Annotated in this window: 17 protein-coding genes and 1 pseudogene; 8 read left to right on the plus strand and 10 right to left on the minus strand. The window is 63.6% G+C overall.

Features of this window, described 5'->3' with window-relative positions:
• The first annotated feature begins 117 nt into the window (after positions 1-117).
• The 4 genes and pseudogenes from FDP22_RS16755 to FDP22_RS25385 all read left to right on the plus strand — a co-directional run.
• On the plus strand, positions 118-1320 hold the full coding sequence (locus FDP22_RS16755; RefSeq protein ID WP_138579104.1) for a serine hydrolase domain-containing protein: 1203 nt from the start codon (positions 118-120) through the stop codon (positions 1318-1320).
• Positions 1321-1504: 184 nt separating this feature from the next.
• Positions 1505-2209, plus strand: a complete 705-nt coding sequence (locus tag FDP22_RS16760) for an SDR family oxidoreductase (protein WP_138579106.1) — start codon at positions 1505-1507, stop codon at positions 2207-2209.
• Between the two features lie 101 nt (positions 2210-2310).
• Positions 2311-3249 carry an AraC family transcriptional regulator gene (locus tag FDP22_RS16765; RefSeq protein WP_170317739.1) on the plus strand — a complete coding sequence of 313 codons (939 nt, stop codon included), beginning with the start codon at positions 2311-2313 and terminating at the stop codon, positions 3247-3249.
• 67 nt (positions 3250-3316) lie between these two features.
• Positions 3317-3385, plus strand: a pseudogene (locus FDP22_RS25385) (hypothetical protein); the annotation flags it as partial.
• Positions 3386-3670: 285 nt separating this feature from the next.
• Here the strand turns inward: FDP22_RS25385 and FDP22_RS16775 are convergent.
• The 3 genes from FDP22_RS16775 to FDP22_RS24580 form a co-directional block, all read right to left on the minus strand.
• Positions 3671-3997, minus strand: coding sequence for a DUF736 domain-containing protein (locus FDP22_RS16775; protein ID WP_138579110.1), 327 nt, complete (start codon positions 3995-3997; stop codon positions 3671-3673).
• 559 nt (positions 3998-4556) lie between these two features.
• A complete protein-coding gene (locus tag FDP22_RS16785) occupies positions 4557-5000 on the minus strand; it encodes a hypothetical protein (RefSeq protein WP_138579114.1) in 444 nt (147 codons plus the stop codon).
• Between the two features lie 143 nt (positions 5001-5143).
• Entirely contained in the window at positions 5144-5311 is a 168-nt protein-coding gene (locus FDP22_RS24580) for a hypothetical protein (protein WP_168436638.1), read from the minus strand.
• Positions 5312-5379: 68 nt separating this feature from the next.
• Here FDP22_RS24580 and FDP22_RS16790 point away from each other — a divergent pair, with 68 nt between their 5' ends.
• On the plus strand, positions 5380-6204 hold the full coding sequence (locus FDP22_RS16790; protein ID WP_239031812.1) for a flavin reductase family protein: 825 nt from the start codon (positions 5380-5382) through the stop codon (positions 6202-6204).
• Between the two features lie 10 nt (positions 6205-6214).
• On the opposite strand, the gene FDP22_RS16795 is transcribed toward FDP22_RS16790, so the two are convergent.
• The 6 genes from FDP22_RS16795 to FDP22_RS16820 all read right to left on the minus strand — a co-directional run bounded on the left by FDP22_RS16795 (position 6215) and on the right by FDP22_RS16820 (position 16997).
• Complete coding sequence (locus FDP22_RS16795; RefSeq protein WP_138579116.1) at positions 6215-7150, minus strand: DUF2493 domain-containing protein; 936 nt, start codon at positions 7148-7150, stop codon at positions 6215-6217.
• A gap of 314 nt (positions 7151-7464) precedes the next feature.
• Positions 7465-8511: a DUF7146 domain-containing protein gene (locus tag FDP22_RS16800; protein ID WP_138579118.1), complete on the minus strand. Its 1047-nt coding sequence runs from the start codon at positions 8509-8511 to the stop codon at positions 7465-7467.
• Positions 8511-12839, minus strand: a complete 4329-nt coding sequence (locus tag FDP22_RS16805) for a strawberry notch family protein (RefSeq protein ID WP_138579120.1) — start codon at positions 12837-12839, stop codon at positions 8511-8513. The genes FDP22_RS16800 and FDP22_RS16805 overlap by 1 nt, the downstream gene beginning before the upstream one ends.
• Positions 12840-12990: 151 nt before the next feature.
• A complete protein-coding gene (locus FDP22_RS16810) occupies positions 12991-13392 on the minus strand; it encodes a hypothetical protein (RefSeq protein ID WP_138579122.1) in 402 nt (133 codons plus the stop codon).
• 97 nt (positions 13393-13489) lie between these two features.
• The gene (locus FDP22_RS16815) at positions 13490-15634 is read right to left on the minus strand and encodes a ParB/RepB/Spo0J family partition protein (protein WP_143972270.1); all 2145 of its coding nucleotides are present in this window, start codon (positions 15632-15634) and stop codon (positions 13490-13492) included.
• Between the two features lie 175 nt (positions 15635-15809).
• Complete coding sequence (locus FDP22_RS16820; protein WP_430225894.1) at positions 15810-16997, minus strand: DUF932 domain-containing protein; 1188 nt, start codon at positions 16995-16997, stop codon at positions 15810-15812.
• A gap of 350 nt (positions 16998-17347) precedes the next feature.
• On the opposite strand from FDP22_RS16820, the gene FDP22_RS16825 reads away from it, so the two are divergent.
• From FDP22_RS16825 to FDP22_RS16835, 3 genes are all read left to right on the plus strand, one after another.
• Complete coding sequence (locus tag FDP22_RS16825) at positions 17348-17965, plus strand: type IV toxin-antitoxin system AbiEi family antitoxin domain-containing protein (RefSeq protein ID WP_138579126.1); 618 nt, start codon at positions 17348-17350, stop codon at positions 17963-17965.
• Between the two features lie 165 nt (positions 17966-18130).
• Entirely contained in the window at positions 18131-18508 is a 378-nt protein-coding gene (locus FDP22_RS16830) for a helix-turn-helix domain-containing protein (RefSeq protein ID WP_138579128.1), read from the plus strand.
• Positions 18508-19740 carry a type II toxin-antitoxin system HipA family toxin gene (locus FDP22_RS16835; RefSeq protein ID WP_138579130.1) on the plus strand — a complete coding sequence of 411 codons (1233 nt, stop codon included), beginning with the start codon at positions 18508-18510 and terminating at the stop codon, positions 19738-19740. Before FDP22_RS16830 ends, FDP22_RS16835 begins: the two co-directional genes overlap by 1 nt.
• Before the next feature lie 360 nt (positions 19741-20100).
• Here the strand turns inward: FDP22_RS16835 and FDP22_RS16840 are convergent, their stop codons facing one another.
• Complete coding sequence (locus tag FDP22_RS16840) at positions 20101-21615, minus strand: SAVED domain-containing protein (protein WP_138579132.1); 1515 nt, start codon at positions 21613-21615, stop codon at positions 20101-20103.
• Positions 21616-21632: the final 17 nt, after the last annotated feature.

Raw genomic sequence — 21632 nt, forward strand, 5'->3', positions numbered from 1 at the left:
CGCGTCCTATGTTGAGCTGAATTCATGTTCGGATGAGTTTGCATGAGCTGTATTTAGCCCACTCTGCGCGTTAAAGCGTAACGGGAAATTCCGTCCTCAACGAAAAAGTCATCGAGTATGTCGAATGCAGAAGCGAATGCGGCCGATCCCACTAGGCCCAGAAACCTGAAATCCTTGGATGCCGCCTTGGATGCGATGGTGTCCAATGGCAGCATTCCCTATGTCGTCGCTGCTCTCGGTAACTCGGCGGGACAAATTTGGTCTGGCGCGGCGGGCGAACGGGCAAGCGGTATGGCGGCCGGCGGAGACACGATTTTCCGCATTGTCTCGATGAGCAAGGCGGTCGGCGCAACGGCCGCTTTGATCCTTGCTGATCGGGGTCGGCTCAATTGGGAAACGCCCGTGGAGGAAATCCTCCCTGATTTCGCGCGGCTCGTGGTCATCGAAAACGACGTGGAGACGCAACTGCGTCGCCCTGCGCGCACAAAGGCCACGCTGAGAAATCTCGCGACTCACACGTCTGGTCTCGCATACGAGTTTTGGGACGGAGCGGTGGGACGGTATCTCGCCGAGAGCGGCATGCCATCGATCGTCTCGGGGCAAAGAGCCGGTCTGCTTTATCCACTCGCTTTCGATCCCGGCACCGCTTGGCAATATGGGGGCGGTGCCGATTGGCTAGGCTTGGCCGTCTCTGCCATCGATGGCCGCAGCATCGACCGATTTTGCATTGAGGAGATTTTCGAGCCGCTCGGGCTAACGAGTACGAGTTTCGAACTGAATGCGACAAGCGCCGCCCTGCTGGGTGATGTCTTGGCGCGAAAGGAGAATGGCGAACTAGGATCCAGCGTACTGAACCTTGATCCGCCTGCTTCTCCGGAATTCTATGGCATGGGTCACGCCCTTTACTCGACCGCTCCGGATTATCTCCGCTTCTTGCGAATGTGGCTAGGCATGGGGAGCCTCGATGGCGTTCGCATTCTGAGCGAAGCGACAGCACGCGATGCGCTGAGGAACCAGATCGGGACACTTCGGATCGAACCGAGATCTACTGTCTTTGCCCCCGCGACATCCGACCTTGATCCCATGCCTGGAGTCGAACTCTCCCACAGCCTGGTTGCGGCGAGAACGGAACGGCAAATGCCGGGGCGTCGTGCTGTTGGTAGCGCCTTTTGGGGCGGAGTGATGAACACTCATTTCTGGCTTGATCCGACGGCTGACTTAGCGGGCGTATTCATGACTCAGGTGGTGCCCTTCCTGGACGGCTACGTGATGCGGGATCTGGAGGAGTTCGAGCGCCTTTCGTACTCGCTCATGATCTAAAATCCCGCCCAGCGAGACCTACCGGCAATACTCTTCCGACTTATTTTTTGTGAGATCGACCATAAACTCGGACGATTCAATAAAGGCTACGGACGATAGCTTCTGACGCGTATCGGTGGATTCGGCTAGCAAAGGGGGCCAGCACCGTCCGAAAGGGCAAAGAGTCTGAATAGGGATTACGCCAGTGAAGATTGAAGGAAGCGTCGCGCTAGTCACAGGTGCAAATCGTGGAATTGGTAGGGCGTATGTTAGCTCCCTACTCGAACGGGGAGCCCGCAAAGTCTATGCGACCGGCCGCAATCTTGAGGCTCTCGACATCGACGGCGTAGAGCGTATCGCGCTCGATATAACGGATCCCGCACAGATCGCGGCTGCAGCAGCGATTGCAGGCGACACGACCATTCTGATCAACAACGCGGGCATCGCCACAAACCAGAGTTTGGTGGCCGGGGACTTGAACTTGATCCGATTGGAGATGGAGACGCACTTCTTTGGGCTTCTCGGGATGGTGCGGGCGTTTGCGCCGATCCTTGAGCGCAACGGTGGGGGTGCCATCGTCAACATGCTCTCGCTGACGTCTTGGTTTAGCTATCCTGGGGCGGAGGCATATTCTGCTGCGAAAGCGGCCGCGTGGAGCCTCACGAACAGCATCCGCCTTGAGCTAAGAAAGCAAAATACCCTTGTCGTGGGCGTGCAGCTCGGCGCGACGGACACCGACATGATGAAGGGAATCGATATGCCCAAGAATGATCCGGCCGTTGTTGCCAGCGCGGCGCTTGATGCGATTGAAAAGCGCGAGTGGGAAGTGCTCGCCGACGACATGACGCGACAGATCAAAAGTGCCCTCGCACTGGATCCCAAGGTCCTCTACGCGGATCTAGTCGGCTAGTGGCGAGAAGAATATCCATCCATGTGGATGATATTATATGACGCGACCTTGCTCGCTATTGCTTCGTCCAGTACGAAACTTTCATGGACGTCTTAGGAGACATGCTGACATCAATGCGCGTTGAGAGTGCGCTCTTCGCGCATCTGAGCTTTCGCGCGCCTTGGGGTGTAGCATTCACGACAGGCGATCAGGCACGGCTCGTCGTTCTAACTCGCGGCGGTTCTTGGGTCTTGGCCGATTGCTTCTCGGAACCGGTTTGGGTGGAAGCCGGCGATTGCCTGATCATTAAAGGCGACGCCGGCTTCACGATGGTGAGCGAAGTCGGTGTCGAGATCGTCCCCTGCGCGACGATCTTCTCAAAAATTTCTGGTGTCATGCACGAGTATGGCGGCCACGGCGCGGTCACAGAACTCGTCTCTGGTCGGTTCTATTTCGATGCTGCGGCCGCCGAGCCGCTGCTGTCACTGCTGCCGAATATTTCGTTGGTAAGACGCGCGGATGTGCGCGGTCCGTTGATGCGGACAACGCTAGAACTCGTTGGTCTCGAAACAGAACTCGACGGGTTGGGCGCCGGTATTGTCGTCAAGCATCTGATCAACGCGCTTTTCGTGCAGGCACTCCGCGCATGGTGTGAGGCCGAAGGCGGCCGTACACCCGGATGGTTAGCAGGCTTACGCGATGCGCGTATTTCCCGCGCGCTCAAGGCACTGCATGCAGACATAGCGTTCTCTTGGACGATCGCTGGACTGGCCGGGCATGCAGGAATGTCCCGTTCGAGCTTCGCCGCGACGTTCAAAGTCGTGCTTGGAGAGACGCCGGTTGAGTATCTGACGCGCTGGCGCATTCATCGTGCGAAGGTCTTGCTCAAGCAAGGAACTGCAATCTCGGATGTGGCCCGCTGTGTAGGATATGAAACCGACGCGGCCCTGAACCACGCCTTCAACCGCATAGAAGGCGTTGGTCCGGGCGCCTGGCGGCGCGCAACGACGGAAGAAGATAAAAAGAGGGCCGCTGCGATGACGCAATCAGGTCGGGGATAATCCAGAAACTCGAGACAAAGGCGGAAAACACATCGTGGATTGGAATGACCTCCGCTTCTTTCTAGCAGTGGCGCGAAGCGGGAGCCTCACCCGCACCTCAGCCGATCTGCGTGTCAGTCAATCAACCGTCAGCCGACGCATTTCCGAGTTCGAGCGCAGTCTGGGCATGAAGCTCTTCGCCCGTCACCAGACCGGCTATTATAGTCGTCCTTGGCGAGAGAAGGAAGCCAAACTACCCCTGTCGCCACAGACACTAGGGCCATTTCTAGAATTTGGGGGCCGACTGATTCGGTCGCATCGCACTGCACCGTTGGCGGCGTGGGGCTTCTGCGGCAGCCCAAGCCGGGTGCGAGTAAGAGTCCCGTCGGGTCGCAGCCACGGGCTAAGGCCCCGGCCTTTTGGCCGGGGCCTTGTTCGGGCCTCAGTCTCCGCGCCGACCGTTGGGGCGGGACCAGATCAGCGAGAAGGTGTCCGCGTCCTCGTCGTCGAAGAGGTTGGCGTAGATAGGGGCGTTGAAGCTCGGATCGTCGAGCTTGAGGCCCAGATAGTCGCGGCCCTCGTTCGAGCGCTTGGACCAGGCGGCGCCGATTTCGGCGCGGCCGACCAGGACCCGGTGGCTGGGGGCGTTCTCGCCGGTGGCGCGCTGGTCGGGGACGATGCGCACGCCCTTGGCCTGGACGCTGAGAGTGACGATGTCGCCGGTGAACTCGTTCGAGCCGGTCTTCTTGAAGGTGCCGATGGTCGCCATGGTAAGTCTCCGTTTTCCGTTCCCGAGCCCGCACCATTGCGGCCTCGATGGCGATCGACAGGCCGGAGGCGATCGACGGCGCACCCCGAAGGGGCTGGACAGCTAAGGAGGGCTTTCTTGTTCCGCGCGGAATGACGGCGCAGCCGGCAGGGGAAGAAAGTTTGACGCGGCTGTTGCGTCATAGGCGATCAAGGCGCAGCCGACCTTCGGCCAGATCAGGCCATTGAAGAGGCCGTTTGGAGCGGTCGAGGCACGGTCAAAAACCGGAGAAAATGGCGGCCCCTCCGCACCGAAAAGCCGGCCCCGCGGCGGGCTTCGGCTGCTTCGTCTCCGATCGACAGGGCATTGCTCCAGCATCTCCGTCCAATGCCACCGGGAACGCCTCTGCCTTCGGGGCACGAACGGATGCGCTGCCGGTGTTGCCCCAAGCGCTCCCGCGCGGGTTGATTCCCGGGACGGTCGTCGATCAGCACCGACCGCTTCATCCGCAACCTCGGAGGCTAAGAGGACGTGTTTTGTCCGGTGCTGTTTAGGTCCGCCGCAACGACGTCGACGAAGATCATGCCCGAGCAAGATCCCTGCTGGACGGGCTAGGGGGCGCCGCCAGTCCAGCGACCCGGACGAAGGCGGTGATCCCGACCGCGACGGCTCCCACGATCGAGAACGCCATCTGCCACCCGTCGGACGGCATCAGGTGTTTCACGATGCCATGGGTGGCATGAAAACCTGCGATCGCCGCCGGGGCGACGAAGGCGATGGCCACGAAGAGTTTCAGCCACATCGGGCGGACGAAGGCGATCAGAAGGTGCCCGATGGCGAGCGTCATCGCCGCCGCGAGCGCGCCGACGACCACAGCGCCGGCTATGCCAGCACCGCTTTCGTTGGCCCAGGCGCCCGTCGTCACACCGACGAAGGCGGGCAGAGCGAAGACGGCAAGAGTGAACACCAGCCAGCAGAGCAGGCCGACGGCGAAGAGGGATGCGAGTATGGCAAGGATGATCATGGCAGTGGTCTCCAATCGTTCATGGCTGACGATCGCGCCTCCACCACCACCACGGCGCGCCTGAAGTATAGCGAAAGAGAAGCCGGGACGGGAGCGGAAATCCTGCCGGACTTCCGCTTGCGGCCGCGACGCCTTGCCCGCGGTCAGCGGGCGAAGGGATCGATCTCGTGAACGATGGCGGCGAGTTCGCCGTCATATTCGCCGGCCGGCATGACGCCCATGGTGCCGTCGCCGGCCTGGAAGATGACGATCGAGACCATGAGGGTGGTAGCGAGGCTGAAGGCGAAGGCGTGAGCTTGATTGAGGGACATCTGACCGGCTCCTGTCTTGGAGGCGGGAGACCATCTCCCGCGCGACAGGCGCCCGATGTGTCCGGCCGATGGCCGCAATCACCGCGCAGGCGAAGCCGGAGCGGCGGCACGCTTTGCGTAGTCCGACCCTTTACGGGTTGATGGCGTCAGGCCAGCGGCAGGACCAAGGATCAGCGCATTGGAAGCGGGTGATGGTTTTCCGCCATGACCGGGGCCACCATGGAAACGCCCGTTCAATGCTTTCGCGCCAAAGCATCGCCGCCATGCTGTCGGTCGTGATGCTGCCGACATGGCCGGGTATGGTCAGAGCGCAACTGTCGAAGAGGACGCCTATGCCGAAGCTTCCCAAGAAAGGCGATTTCCCGGTGAGCCAGGTACGGCGCTATCTGGAGCCCGGTCCGATCGTGCTGGTGTCGTCGAAGTGGCGGGACGCGACCAACATCATGACGCTCGGCTGGCACACGATCCTGGAGTTCTCGCCGTCTCTGGTTGGCCTGATGATCTCCGGCGGCAATCACAGCCACCGCATGATCCGCGAAAGCAGGGAATGCGTGGTCAACCTGCCGACGACGGCGCTGACCGATACCGTGGTCGGGATCGGCAACACGTCGGGAGCCGACATCGACAAGTTCGCCAAGTTCGACCTCACGGCGGAAGACGCGAGCGAGGTCGATGCGCCGCTGATCGGCGAATGCCATGCCAGCTTCGAATGCCGCCTTCACGACGACGCGCTGGTAGAAAAATATAACTTCTTCATCTTCGAGGTGGTGAAGGCGCATGTCGCCGCATCGCCAAAGCATCCTGAGACGCTGCATTATACCGGCGATGGCGTGTTCGTGGTGTCCGGCAAGGTCATCAGCCGCAGATCGCTGTTTCGTCCCGAGATGCTGTGAGAAGCGGCGCTTACGCGCCGCCTCCTTTCTGCCGGAAATCGTAGAGTGGGATGCCGAGCTTCCTCGCCTTGTCGGCGAGATTGTCCTGAATGCCGGTGCCGGGGAAGACGATGACCCCGATCGGCAGAACGTCGAGCATCTGATCGTTGCGCTTGAACGGTGCGGCCTTGGCATGTTTCGTCCAGTCGGGGGCGAAGCCGACCTGCGGAACCTTGCGGGCGTCGGCCCATTTCGCCGCGATCTTCTCGGCGCCCTTCGGCGACTTGCCGTGCAGCAGGACCATGTCGGGGTGCTTGGCGTGGACCTGATCGAGCTTGGCCCAGATCAGGCGGTGGTCGTTGAAGTCGAGCCCGCCGGTGAAGGCGATCTTTGGGCCTGCGGGCAGCAGCACCTGATTGTCGGCCCGCTTCCTGGCGGCGAGGAAGTCGCGGCTGTCGATCATCGCCGAGATCATGTTGCGATGGTTGACCATCGACCCACTGCGCGGTCGCCAGTTTGATCCGGTGTGGCGCTCATAGTGTTCGGCGGCCTGGTCGCGCATCAGCTCGAAGGCGTTGCGGCGTTCGATCATGGTCTGACCCTCGGCCGTCAGGCGTTCCAACTCGACGGCCTTCACTTCGCTGCCGTCCTGTTCGCGCTGGCCTTGACGCTGCGCCTGCTCGTTGTCGTCCAGCTCGCGCTCGATCCGTTTGTTGGCCCGGTGGAAGAGGTTGACGGTCGACCAGAGGAGATCGTCGAGGTCGGGCTCGAGGCGGGTGTCCTCCAAGGTGACGATCAGGGCGTCGAAGATGTCGGCGATGGCGCCGGCGACATGGTCGCCTTCCGGAAGCGGTCGGGGATCGGGTTCATCCGTGAAGGGACGGTAGCCGTAAAGCTGGAGTTCGCTGAGAACATGGTCGGTGGGTGAAGAGGCGTGGTGCGGTTCGTAGTCGTCGTGCTCGCTCATGGGATGCTCCGTCGGTTCGACCGCGACCCTCGCGGCCTTCATGGCGACGGAAGCCGGCGGGCGGGCCGGACCTGCATCCGCAGCGAAGCGGAGGGCCGGAGCACAGCGGAGGATGGCGAAGGCGGGCTATTTTGCTTCGCGATGGAAAGCGGCTCTCGGCCGCGCCGGAAAATAGTCCGCCGCAGACATTGCGGGTCCGGGCCGTTTGCTGGCCGATCGCCCTCTCGAAGGCCGGGGCGCGGTTCTCTCCGACCTGGGGATCATCCGAGCGATGCCGACGACGGCGCTCCCGCCGTCTGCATTTTCCGTGCGGCCTATGCCGCCAGCGCCATGAAGCGTGCGACGTCCTGGGGCGCGATCTGCACCCGGGCCGCTGCCCGGAGTCTATCCAGACCTGCCAAGCGGAGATCCTCGTTGAAGTCGCCCAATGTTGGAGACACCACGACAGCCTCGATCCCGGCCGCGTTCGCCCGTTCGATCAATGCCGCCATCGCACCGTCGCCGGCCGGATCATTGTCGCGGGCGATGTAGAGCCGGCGCAGCGTGTCGGGGAACAGGATGGCAGAGAGATGCGCCGCCGAGAGCGCCGCCGCCATCGGCATGTTGGGCAGCGCCATCCTGAGCGACAGCATCGTCTCGATCCCTTCGCCCGCCGCCATCACTTCGCCCGCCACACCGAAGCGAACGGCATGTCCGAGGAGGTCACCCATCGCCCGTCTCGGGGTGTCGATCGGGGCCTTGTCCGAGCCGTCAGGTGCGAGCCAGGTGCGGTGCGCGCCGGTCTGATGTCCGGCGAGATCGGTGACCGATGCGATCATCGCCGGCCAGGTCTCGGTCGGGGAATACTCGTCGGGACGGTAATAGCACCTGGGATGAAAACGCAGGCTTCCGGTTCCGTGCAAAGCCGTAATCGCACGGTTCCGTAGATACGTTTCCACGACAGTGCCCAAAATCGGCTGCGACATCCCGACGAGCCGCCGCGCTGCTTCCGGCGATCCGATCGGCGCTGGTGCTTTGCGTTCGCCATCATGCCGGCGGTCCGGCTCGGGATGCGGCATCGACAGGAAGGCGCGCGCCTCATCGGCGACGTCCTTGAAGTCGACCAGTCCGCAGCTCTCGCGAATGACGTCGAGAAGATCGCCATGCTCGCCGGTGGCGGCGTCGGTCCATTTTCCGGCCGCGCCCTTGCCGGTTTCACCGCCCTTCAGCCGCACGAACATCGAGCGGCCCGGCGTATTGCGGACATCGCCGACCAACCAGTAGCGGCCCTCGCGATGACCGGCCTTGAGATAATGACGGCACACCGCCTCGGCTTGTCGGCCGAGACGGATCGCCAGTTCGGAAGCGTCCTGCCGTGCCATCACGCCGCCTCCCGCTCGCCGATGCGTTCGACCGGGTGGCGCTCCAGCACCTTGGCGAGGATGGCCGCCCCGGTCGTATCGGTCGGCACGAACATCCGCAGCTTCCACGAGATGATTTCGTGAAAGAGGCCGTAGGCGCGCAGACGGTCGCGCATGGCGTCGGTGAAACCGGACAGCTCGATGCGGTTGGCGCCCATGACCCGGACGCGGCGAAGCTGAAGACCCTCGGCCAAGTCGAGGATGGACTTGCCGTCCATCAGCGCCATGAAGGCGTCGTCGGGCGTCAGTGTCGAGGCGCCGGTCGCGAGCGCGCCGGCTACCCATGCGGGGGAGACGCGGCGGCCGATGATGCGTTCGCCGTCGTCGGTCTGGAGCCGATAGACCCGTGTCGATTCGTTCGGCAGCCGCTTCCAGATCGGCAGCAACAGCCCGCTGACGATATGGATGGTGCTATCGGCATATTCCGGCACCTCGGCGGCCTCGGCATTCCATGCCGCAGTGAAGGCGATCCGCTCCGCCTGCACCCAATGGGTCTCGTCCATCATCTTGATCGGGATGTTGTGCGCCTCCATCGGCCGGATCAGCCGCACCCGGCGTTCGATCTCGCCATCGTCGAGCATGATGCTGGTGGTCGGGATCTGCACGGCGGCGCGGCCCGAGCGCTCGTTGATCAGCAGCCTCGCGCGCAGATCGTCGAGGTGGTCGAAAGCATCAGCGAGCGTCAATGGCCGATTGCGCTGGCGCTGGGTGATGGTCAGCAGCCGGGCTTCGGCCCCGGTGCCCGGATGGACGTGGATCGTGCGGCGGTCGGTGACGATGAAGCTCTCGGCCTGCAGCGTCTCCAAGCCGACATCGTAGCTGCCGGAGGCCATGGCGCCTTCGATCTTGGCGTTCAGCAGGCGTTCGAACGCCGTGAACAGGATGCCCTGTAGTTCGATCGTCAGGGCCAGTAACCTGTTCAGGAACGTCGTGATCGGCGGCAGCTCGTCCTTCATGCCGGTGGAGTCCATCAGCGAAAGGCCGGTGGCCTCCTCGAACATCTGGAGCGAGCAACCCTCGACCTTGCCGCGCACGAGCAGCAGGTAGAGCTGCCGCAGCGCGTCGCGGGCATATTGGCTTTCGAGATTGTCCTCGGGCCGGAACAGGCCCTGGCCGCCGGTCTGGCGCTGGCCGCGCGTGATCGCGCCCAGCGTGTCGAGGCGGCGAGCGATCGTCGAGAGAAAGCGCTTTTCCCCCTTCACGTCCGTCGAGATCGGCCGGAACAGCGGTGGCTGCGCCTGGTTGGTCCGGTTGGTGCGGCCCAGGCCCTGAATGGCGGCATCGGCCTTCCAGCCCGGCTCCAGCAGATAGTGGACGCGCAGGCGCTGGTTCCGCGCCGACAGCTCGGCGTGATAGCTGCGCCCGGTGCCGCCGGCGTCGGAGAAGATCAGGATACGCTTCTGATCGTCCATGAACGCTTGGGTCTCGGCGAGATTGGCCGATCCGGCGCGGTTCTCCACGGCCAGGCGGTCGATGCCGCCGGGGCTGGTCTTGCGGACGATGCGGCGCGAGCGTCCCGTCACCTCCGCCACGATATCGGTGCCGAAGCGCTGGACGATCTGATCGAGCGCGCCGGGAACCGGGGGCAGCGAAGCGAGCCTCTCGATCAGGCGGTCGCGACGTGCGACGGCGTCACGGCTTTCGACCGGCTGGCCGTCGCGAAACACCGGCCGCGACGACAGGTTGCCCTCGCTGTCGGTGAAGGGTTCATAGAGCTGCACCGGGAAGGAATGGGCGAGGTAATCCAGAACGTACTCGCGCGGCGTGATGTCGACGCGCACGTCGTTCCATTCCTCGGTGGGAATCTCCGCCAGGCGGCGTTCCATCAGGGCTTCGCCAGTCGACACGATCTGGATCACGGCGGCATGGTCGTCGATCAGATCCTGCTCGATCGAACGGATCAGCGTCGGCGTCTTCATCGAGGTCAGCAGATGGCCGAAGAAGCGCTGCTTGGCGGATTCGAAGGCCGAGCGGGCGGCGGACTTGGCCTGCCGGTTCAGCGTGCCGCCGTCGCCGGTGATATTGGCGGCCTGCATCGCCGCGTCGAGATTGTTATGGATGACGGCGAAGGCCCCGGCATAGGCGTCGTAGATGCCGGTCTGCTCGGGGGTGAGCTGATGCTCGATCAGCTCGTATTCGACGCCGTCATAGGAGAGCGACCGGGCCGTGTAGAGGCCGAGCGATCGCAGGTCGCGGGCCAGCACCTCCATCGCCGCGACGCCGCCGTCCTCGATCGCCTCGACGAATTCAGCGCGGGTCGAGAAGGGAAAGTCCTCGCCGCCCCAGAGACCGAGGCGCTGGGCATAGGCGAGATTGTGGACGGTGGTCGCGCCGGTTGCCGAGACATAGACGACGCGCGCATTCGGCAGGGCGTGCTGGAGCCGGAGGCCCGCACGACCCTGCTGCGAGGCAGCGACATCGCCCCGTTCACCCTTGCCGCCAGCGGCGTTCTGCATGGCGTGGCTCTCGTCGAAAATGATCACTCCATCGAAGTCGGAGCCCAACCATTCGACGATCTGCTTGACGCGGGAAAGCTTCTCACCCCGGTCGTCGGACCGTAGCGTGGCATAGGTGGTGAATAGGACGGCTTCTGAGAGCGTGATGCCCTTGCCCTGCGGGAAGCGCGACAGCGGCGTGACCAGGAGGCGCTCCATGCCCAAGGCCGACCAGTCACGCTGGGCGTCCTCCAGCAGCTTGTCGGATTTGGAGATCCACACCGCCTTGCGGCGGCCCTGCATCCAGTTGTCGAGGATGATGCCGGCCGACTGGCGGCCCTTGCCGGCGCCGGTGCCGTCGCCAAGCATGAAGCCCCGGCGGAACCGCACGGCGTTCGGCGCATCGTCGGGCGCGGCCGAGACGACGTCGAAGGTCTCGTCGAGCGTCCACGAACCGGCGAGGAAGTCGGAGTGCGCCTCGCCGGCGTAGATGACGGTCTCGAGCTGGGCGTCGGAGAGGAGTCCATCCGAGACGATGTTGGCGGGCAGCCGGGGCCGGTAGCTCGGCCTGGGCGGCGCGACCGACGCCATCGCCACGGATTGCACCAGCTTGGTCGGATGGGCCTGGGAACCGGGAATGCGGATCGCCTGCAATCCGTATTCTTCATAGATCGCGTCGGTGATCCGGCCGTCTTCTGCGGGCGTCCAGTCCACGGTTTCATAGGCGAGTTCGACGCCTTCGGGCTCGATGGACGCGGGGGTGGCGGGACGTGCGGCAGCGGTGCGCGGGAGGAATCCGCTAACGGTGCGAGGCGTCGCGGCGGACGCCGAGGCTGCCGCTGGCGGGAGGGCCGCAGTCTGGTGGGGTGGAACCTGCGCCTCGATCCAGCCGAGCATTGTGGCGAGGTCGGGCGCGGTGCCCGGTGAAGGAGGAAACGCCGCCCGATCATCGGCCGGCAGCTTGTCGATGACCGTCAGCCGTGTGTCGATGGTCGTGCCGTGCTTGGCATAGACCGAGCCGTCGATCGCGGCAGTAAACACCACACGGCCATGTTCCTGAAGGCGGACGAAGGCGTCGCGCCACGCTGACAGGTCGGGGCCGAAGTTGGCGCCGGTGATCGCCACCAGCCGCCCGCCATCGGCGAGCCGGGCCAGTGCTGAAGCGACATGGCGATAGGCGGCGTCGGCCATCCGGCCCGTTACGTTGGCTATCACCGAGAACGGCGGGTTCATCAGCACGACAGACGGGACGGCTCCCGGCGCGAGATGATCGTCGATCTGGGCGGCGTCGAAGCGGGTGACCGCAACGGCCGGGAACAGCGCGGCGAGCAGGTCGGCGCGAGTCTCGGCCAGTTCGTTGAGGAGGAGTGCTCCGCCTGATATCTCGGCCAGGATGGCGAGCATGCCGGTGCCAGCCGACGGCTCCAGCACGATGTCGCCAGCAGCAATGGAGGCGGCCGCCACGGCGGCGAGGCCAAGCGGCGCCGGCGTCGAGAACTGCTGGAGCGCCTGCGATTCTTCTGAGCGCCGCGTATGCGTCGGTAGGAGCCCGGCGATCTTCGTGACAGCGGAAAGCCGTGAAGCCGGAGATGCGGCCTTGCGGAAAAGCGCCTTTCCGTATTTGCGCAGGAAAAGGACTGTCGCGACCTCGCATGCCTCATAGGCCGCCTTCCAGTCCCAGGCGCCGCTGGTGTCGGATGCGCCGAAGGCTGATTCCATCGCTGCACGGAGGATCGCGGAATCGATGCGCTGGCCGCGTTCGAGATGTTCGAGAAGCTGGTGCGCCACGTCGAGGATCGAGGACGCACGGGTGGCGAGCGCGGCCGGAAGGGCCACGGGAGACGGAATGTTCATGGGAGGACCTCGGGAGAGCGGAAGGGACAAGCTCGGTCAGCGCTCTCTCTCGACCGCCCGGACTCGACCCGTCCCGGCCGTCCTCTTCCTCTCGTCCGCTGACATGAAAAAAGCGCCCGACCGTGAGGCCGGGCGCGCGCATGGTCGGGGATCAGCGCGTTCCCCTTTCAGCCAGCCACCGACTGGTACTGATCCATTCCATCGTGCGGCCTGTGCCGAGGTCGAGCAGATGGGCGCCGCCGGAGAAGCCGTCGACGACAGGGGCCGAGGCGATGACGGCCCACTGAAACCCCCAGGTGCCGGTGAGCGCGAATGTCTCCGCGCAGCGCGTGACGAAGGTGATCAGCAACTGCGGATCGGCGGTGCCGGGGTCGCGAAGCCAAAGGCGCGTCGCGCCGTGCTCGGGCGTCAGCGAGAGCAGGAACGGCTCGGCAGGCGGGTCCTCACGACCATTCTCGGCCATCAGCGCGGTGTAGATCTCGAAGGCCCGCGCGACATTCGCGAGCGAGCCGACGTCGAGCAGGCAGGAGAAGCGGGTGAGAAAATCGGTCATGTCAGGCTCCTGAAACGAAAAGAGCCCGGCGCTGGGCCGGGCTCTGAGTGGATGGGATCGGAAGGTGCGGAGCGGCCGAAGCTGCCCCGCGAGCCGATCATTCGGCGGCGATGAGGTGACGTTCGTCGTCCTCGCCATCGGCCGGCGGTTCCGACTCGTCGTCGGCGCTGAGGAAGTCGGGCAGCGCGGCATCCTCGGTTTTGCCATCGCCGTCCGCGTCCGGTGCCGGATCGCCGTCGATACTGGCAAGTCGAAGCGGTTCGGGCAGCCAGCCGCTGTCGGCCAGGAGACGCTCGGCCTCCTTGGCCATGTCGCCCTTTTTCAGATGACCGATAAGCTCGGCCGCCCGTTCGCCGGCGCCTTCGCGGACGGCTTCGAGGATGCGCGGCTTGGTAACACGGTTGAGGTAGTTGCCGAAGGTCGGACGCCAGCCGGCTTCGACCAAGTCGAGCCCGGTCGCCCGCGTCAGCCGGTCGGCCTGCGCGAGCCTCATATCGAGCGTATGCTGCGACACGCCGCCCGCGCTGTGCGGGTTCGGCCGCTCATAGAGCGCGTTGACCCCATAGCTGACGCAATGCGCCAGTAGCGCCATGCGGCTGGCATCGTCGAGACCAGCGAGCCAGTCCCAGAGGGCGTCGTCGTTCTTCGGGATGTCGGCGGCCCAGGCGTCGTGACGCTCCTGCACGGCCCGCGCGGAGGGGCTGTCCTTCAGCGTCTCGTCCTGAACCGGGAAGAAGATGTGTTTCACCCCCGCTTCCATGGCGCCCGTGTACATGCGGGTCATGAAGGTGTCCGAGACCAGCTTGTGGAGAAGCGCCGTCATGGCGATGTGCGGGTTTTCCGCCACAGCGTTGCGCAGCGCGAGGGTGCGGTAGGCGGTCAGCTCGATGACGAGGCGTTCGGGCAGCGGCTTGATTCCGTCGTCTTCATCGTCGTCATCGGACTCGGCAGGTTGGCTGCCGATGGTGATGACGGCGCGTTGCGCCGACGGGTGATCGGCGTCGACGGATTCGGTGTCCGTCTCCGATCCATTCCCGCCATCGGTCCGGACCTGAGGCACATCCTCGGGCCGGACGAAGCCGCGATCGACCGAAAGCGACCCGTTGGCGTCGATGCTGACGAACACGCCGGCGATGGCGATGTCGGTCGGGTCGAAGTGCTCCGGGCGATCGTCGAACGCCGCCAAAGCCGTCTCGATCTCGCCCATACGCTCGTCGACCTCGTCGGGCAGTTCGTCGGCGTCCTGATATTCCGCTTCGAGCCTGACCTGCTCGGCGGTGAGCGCCTTGATGGTCGCCTGTTCCTCCGCCGATAGATCGATCGGCGTGCCGGAGACCTTGTGGAGGCCGCGAACGGCGTCGTAGGGGAAGCTGACCGCGACCTCGATCCACTTCCAGCCCTCGGCGGCGATCACCTCAGCCTCGGCCTTCAGCTTGTCGGCGACGAGGCGATCGAGAAGACCGACGTCCTGCAGCCAGCCGCCATCGTCGGCCTGGAAGAGGTCGCGCATGACGATGCCGCCGGCCGCCTCATAGGCTTCGGTGCCGAGGAAGACGGCACGCTTGTCGGAGGCGCGCACCGTGGTCTCGGTCAGCATGCGCCGGATCTGATACGGCTCTTTCGACCAAGCATCCTTGATCGCGTCCCAGACCTGGGTCTGACGCTCGTGGTCTTCGGAGACGGTGAAGGCCATGAGCTGTTCCAGCGTCATGCCGTCGTCGGCATAGACGTCGTGCAGCGTGGGCGAGACGGTTGCGAGGCGCAGCCGCTGCTTGACGACGTTGACGGGCACGAAGAATGCCGCCGCAATCTCTTCTTCGGTCATGCCTTTGGTCAGCATGTCATGGAAGGCGCGGAACTGATCGAGGGGATGGAGCGGGGCGCGCTCGATATTCTCGGCCAGCGACACTTCCTCCGGGAGGATGGCGCCGTCGCGATCGCGGACCACGCAGGGCACGGGAGCGATCTTGGCGAGACGCTTCTGCTTCACCAGCAGTTCGAGCGCGCGGAAGCGGCGGCCGCCGGCCGGCACCTCGAACATGCCGGTCTCAACGCCTTCGGCGTCAACGACGGGGAAGACGCTGAGGCTCTGGATCAGGCCGCGCCGGGCGATCGAGGCCGCCAGGTCCTCGATAGAGACGCCGGCCTTCACGCGCCGGACGTTGGACTGGCTGAGCACCAGTTTGTTGAAGGGGATGTCGCGCGAGGACGACAGGATGATCTTCTGAACGGCAGTAGCCATCGGGATTTACTCCGCGACGGGCGGTCGAGAGACTTTCTCTCAACCTCCAACCCGTCACGAAGCGAAGCGCCGCCCTCTTCCTCTGAAGGGGGCAGCGCCACGGACCGGCAAACCTGAAAGGCACGGAAGCGCAAAGCCGGAGACACGGAAAACCGCATCCCCGGCTTCGCGGAAATCAGGCAGCTCGATCGAGCAGCTTCTTGGCCTTACCCTCCATGTCGAGGCGGGCGTCCTGATGCGGCTTGTCGCGCGCGACGGCAGTAATGCCCTGGACGAAGTCGAAGATGGACTCCGGCGGGCGGCCTTCCTCCGCCAGCACCCTGTCGATGATCTTGCCGGTCTCGGCCTTGGAGAAGCCGCGCCGACGCAGGAATTCGGTGCGGTCCTCGTCGGTTCTGGCGACGATCCGCTCACGGGACGCCTTGATGCCGTTGACGAACGGTAGGGGCGAGGAGTTGGCGAAGTTCGCCAGCGCCGGGGCCGCTTCGTGCGCGAAGCGATTGGCGGCGTATTTGGAGTGGCGGATGGTGATTTCCTCGAAATCCTCCACGCCCCACAAATTGCGGTTCTGGCAGACCGCCCGGAGATAGAAACTCGCCATGCCGAGCGTCTTGGCGCCGACCTCGGAATTCCAGCAGTAGAAGCCGCGGAAATATAAGTCCGGCGAACCATCCGGCAGTCGGCCGGCCTCGATCGGATTCAGGTCGTCGACCAGGAACAGAAAGACGTCGCGGTCGGAGGCATAGAGCGTGGTCGTATCCTTGGTGATGTCGACGCGCGGATTGTAGATGCCGGTCGACCAGTCGAGCACGCCCGGCACCTTCCAGCGGGTGTCGCCCGTGCCGTTGCCGGCGATGCGCTGCACGGCCTCAACCAGCTCATGGTCGAAGATGCGACCGTAGTCCGGCCCGGTGACGGCGCGCAGCTCGACCCGGCCGTTGTCGGTTTCGAGCGTCTTGATCTGCTCGGCCCGATTGGAGGTCAGGCCGTATTGCAGGTTGATGCCGGCGAGTGCGGCAGGGAGCTGCCGCAAATAGGCGGCGGGGGCGCCGACCAGACTGGCAAGCTGGCCGAAGGACCAGTGTGTCGGTGCAATGGGCGAATCCGTGCCTGGCAGGATCAGCGCCAGCCGCTCCGGGTCGTTGCGGTTCGCCTCGACATGGATGAGCGCGCTTTCCACCACCCGCGTCCGGCTGCGGTCGGTGCGGTCTCGGACCGCGTGGGCCAACTCAGACAAGGAGAGGTAGCGCTCATCGGCCGGGCGGGAAAACCATTCCGACGAGACGCGCCCGACCCGTTCGCCACGGCCGACATTGACCTTGTAACCGCCACTGGTGTCACGGCGCGCATCGAGGACCTGCATGTTCATGGGACCAAACTCCATGACGGGCGTCGGAGACCTCTTCTCCAACTTTCAACCCGTCACGGAAAACCGGTCCACTCTCTCGCTCTTAGGGGGGCGTTGCGGGGCGGCCGCTCCGCAGAAGGGGTCGGCAGAGACCCATGGGCTCGGACGCAGGGGAAGGCCTTCCCCTCCCGGTGAGGATGTAGAAGGTGATCCGAAGAGCAGTCGTCGCTGTCTGCTCAGGTCCGTTTGAGGCGAACGGGTTTCGTGGAACGGCTGCCTCTTCGATCTGGCACGCACCTTTCTTTATCCAGGAAGAATGATACAAATCCTCGGATAATAGATCCTATACTCCGAGCTTCTGTATCGTGCCAATATCCATCTCCCAACGCCAGATCGCCTATACCGTGCTGACCGTGCGCGGAATTTCGCGCCTGGCAGAGCTGCGCGAGGCGGGCGTAACAGCGGCTACCATGAGCCGCATGGAACGTGATGGCGAGGTGCTTCGGCTCGCGCGCGGAATTTATCAGCTTTCCGACGCGCCCCTCGATGTCCACCATAGTCTCGCAGAGACCGCCAAACGGATTCCCAAGGGCGTCGTTTGCCTCGTTTCCGCGCTGGCGTTCCACGGGCTGACCGATCAACTGCCGAGGCAGGTTTGGCTCGCCGTGGGTCAGAAAGACTGGTCTCCGAAGCCCGAAGGCACGCCCATTCGGCTGGTGCGTTTCACAAATCGTCTGCTGACGGAGGGTGTTGAAACCCGTCCTGTCGAGGGGGTAACCGTGAAGGTCTTCGGCGTCGCAAAGACGATCGCCGATTGCTTCCGGTATCGGAACAAGATTGGCCTGTCGGTGGCGATCGAAGGCCTTCAGGAAGCGCTTCGCCAGCGCAGGACGACGCCGGGCGAGATCGCCAGGCAAGCCGAGCGAGGAACGGTCGCCACGGTCATTCGGCCCTATCTCGAGGCACTGACGGCCAATGGCTAAGGAGATCGAGACTATCGGCGCCTCAGATTACATCCGCCTGTCGCAGGTCGCCAAAGCGAGGCGATGATGAGACGGGCGAGCACGGACTGGAATTCTTGACCGTGGACGTAATTCATCATATATGACGATTAACAGGTTTTACTACGTCAAATATGGATGATTGAGATGGGTTCCCCCAAGGCGAAGCCAGCACTGGAACGACTGGGCCAGGATATCCGCAACGCGCGTCTGCGGCGTGGTATCGCCGTGGCGGATCTCGCCGTGCGCGCAGGAACCTCGCCGAGTTCCATCGCCCGCCTCGAACGGGGTGATCCCGGTGTCGCCATTGGAACGCTTGCCGACATTCTCGTTGTGCTGGGCCTTCTGGAGCGGCTCGCTGACCTGATCGATATCCGCAAGGACGATCTGGGGCTGGCGCTGGCAGCGGAGCACGGACCGCGCAGGGGCCGCTCCTTCGCGGCAAGGCTGAAAAAGCAGAAGGCTCAGGCGGAGGAGACGCAGGATCGGCAGGACGTTGTGGACCCTGACGGGGCTTCCTTCTGATGGCCGATTTCGTCGCCCATGTCGCGCTTGGCGAAGGCCGGACATCGGTGGGCCAGTTGCGTTTCACCCATGCCGGGCCGCGTCAATTCTCGACTTTCGCTTATAGTCCCGAATGGATCGAAAACCCGCGTGCCTTCGCCATACAGCCCGATTTCCCTCTTGAGGCCGGTCCATTCCACACTTCGGGACAGCCCGGCAATATGCGCGACGCCTTGGCGGGCGTTTTCGCCGATGCGGCTCCGGACAGTTGGGGACGCAGGCTGCTCGAACGCGCCTATGGCAATGGTCTCAACGAATTCGAGTATCTGACGCTTTCCGACGATGCCTGCCGGCAAGGTGCATTGCGCTTTCTGGATGAAAAGGGCGAGGTCATTCGCGGCAAGGCAGCGGACGCCATCCCGCGTCTGGTAGATCTCGAAACCATCACGGCGATCGCGCGCGCCTATGAGCAAGGCAAGGAAATCTCGCCCGAGGATATGCAGACGCTCGCCGGCGCCGGCGGCTCCGGCGGCGCTCGTCCCAAAGCCAATGTCAGGGACGGCGATGCGCTGTGGCTGGCGAAGTTCACCTCGGTCCACGATCAACAGCCGATCGAGCGCGTCGAGGTCGCGACCCTCCGCCTGGCGGCAGCCTGCGGTATCCGCACGCCCGAGACACGGTTGGAGTTGGCCGACACGCCGTTCCCGGTCGCGCTGATCCAGCGGTTCGACCGGCGTGGGGCCGCACGGATTCCCTACATCTCCGCGCGCACCGCACTCGGCAAGACGGGGGTGGAGCTGGGCTCCTATACGGAGATCGTCGATTTCATGCGGGCTTATTCACCCGATCCTTCTGACGATTTCCGTGAACTTTACCGGCGTCTTGTCTTCACGATCCTCGTCTCCAACAAGGACGATCATCTGAAGAACCATGGCTTCCTCTATGTGGGGGCGGGGCAGTGGCGCTTGTCGCCGGTATTCGACGTGAATCCGGCGCCGGATCGCAACCCGCATCTCGAGACTGCAATCCTTGAGGGCGGGGCGCATGATCGGTCGATCATCCTCGCACTGGAAGCCTGCGAATTTTTCGAGATTGCCGAGGCCGAGGCACGGGAGATCATCCGAACAACGGCGCAGCGCATTTCGGACGGATGGCGGGAAGCCTTCAGACAGGCTGGCGTTTCTGGCGCGCTGGCGCGTGACTATGAGGCTGCTTTCGCCGGCGATGAGATGGAAACAGCGCGCAGTATTTAGGTCATATTTGACGGATAAGCTACGATTATCCGTCAAATATGAGCGGCTTCGAGGAGCGATTGGCCTCAGGAATCCTGTTGTACTGTTATCGGACGAACCCGAGAACCATGAAGCCGGTGACGTGCTCCCATAACAGCGCCTATGGCATTCGAGGACGGCGACCCTCTCGGCGAGGACTTTCGGATGCATGTGCAGCCAGTATACAAATAGCCGCCGATTACACGCTATAAGCTGCGCGTGAATACCTGACGCTTGCCAACCCTTGATTACCGCTTGCCGTCAAAGCGGATGCTGCCCTTGGGCCTTCCTGCCTTCGGTGAGCAGTGCTGGAGCCTCGCCTCGATCTCCGCTGCCGGCAGTTCAATCTATGACGAAGGACGGCTGGTAGCCCTTGTTTCCAGCTCTATCAAAATCGAACTCGTAGACGATACAGGGTGCGATTCCACGGTGCTGCTGACCTAGATAGAACAGCAGGCTATTCGGGCACGCAGCGAAAATGTGGACCGTGCGATCGGGGTCGTCCGCCTTCAAAGCCCGCACCTCATTGGCGATATGTTCTGCCAGAGCAGCGGCATGTCCGCCGCCGGCAACAGCCTGCTGTCCAGGGCCAGTCGGAGGGGCAAACGAGATCAATGTCCCGACAGATAGGAGCTCCTTGCTGACATAGGCGCGGGTCTGAACATCGACGCCTTGTGAGATGCCGATTGCCAAGGCGATGTCGGTTCCCGAACCTATACTCGTCGTCGCGCTGTTCAGTCGAGCCACGTGCTGTTCGGTACCGTCGTCCGCGCGCCAGGTCCTCGATCCCACCCGGCCTTTCTGGATCAACGAGCTGTCGACGCCCGACTTCAGGTCTAGGACGGCACCCGCGAGAAATGCGATGGAGGCGTGTGCGTCGAGAATGATCCTCAGCACGCCCGAACGTTTGGCGGCATCTCGTAAGAACGTCTCGACCCGGGGGCGAATGTCCCCTTGCCAGGACCGGTCACTGAGGAGGTAGCGCTGATTGAAGCTATCGGTCAGCGAGAGCGTGTTCTCCGGTGATGTACCGCCAAGATCGGCCGCCACGCCTTGGAACGTCCGGATCGCGATCGTCAGCCCAGGAGGACGGGCGGGGACGTTGTCAGCCAGAATGCCCTCCTCACGGAGTATCTGCCGCAGGGCCCCCCGCGTGAAGCTATTCAGTTTCCGCGATTTCAGCGCTTGAGCGAGCCCATCATATCGAAAGTCGGACTCTGTGGAACAGGTGAGTGCGCCCACGATCTGAGCCCGCACGTTGATGTCCTCGCGCAACTGCTCTAGCGAGCGCTCGCCGTCCATGATCCGGAGGCCCGTCACAACCTCCTTGAGTTCGTCATCAGACGCGAGACCTAGATGCTCGCGCCATAGCTTGCGGACCTTGCCCATCCGGCTGCTGTCCGTCGTGCCATCGAACAGGCGGCCGAGGAGAATGGACTTGTCCGTCCCCGACTGGACATAGCTCAGCGGATCATTGTCCTTGATGCGATACGTCGTGACGAAATCGAACCGCGCACCGGCCGGTGCGGTCTTCTTGGCGTCGCGCAGACGCTGAAGGAGCGACACGCTCGTCGCACCGATAAAATCGGGATCGACGAAATCCTCGTAGCCGAACCGCCCGCCGGTATCGACATGCCATTTCACCTGCTGATAGGCCGCCGGCACGCGTTCCGGCCCACTTCCAGGAATTGGCGGATCATACCGGACGACAACGTCGTCGAACGACTTCGGCGCGTCGGCTTCGAAGGTAACTTCCACCACGACCGAGTCATGCGCGAGCATACTCAGCGCGTTCTGCCAGAAAACCCGCGCCTGATATCTGTCGCCATTCCAGCGCGCGTTGACGGCGTCAGCCATTGCACACCCCGATGGAC

Origin of the sequence: Paroceanicella profunda (assembly GCF_005887635.2) — a bacterium.
GTDB lineage: Bacteria > Pseudomonadota > Alphaproteobacteria > Rhodobacterales > Rhodobacteraceae > Paroceanicella > Paroceanicella profunda.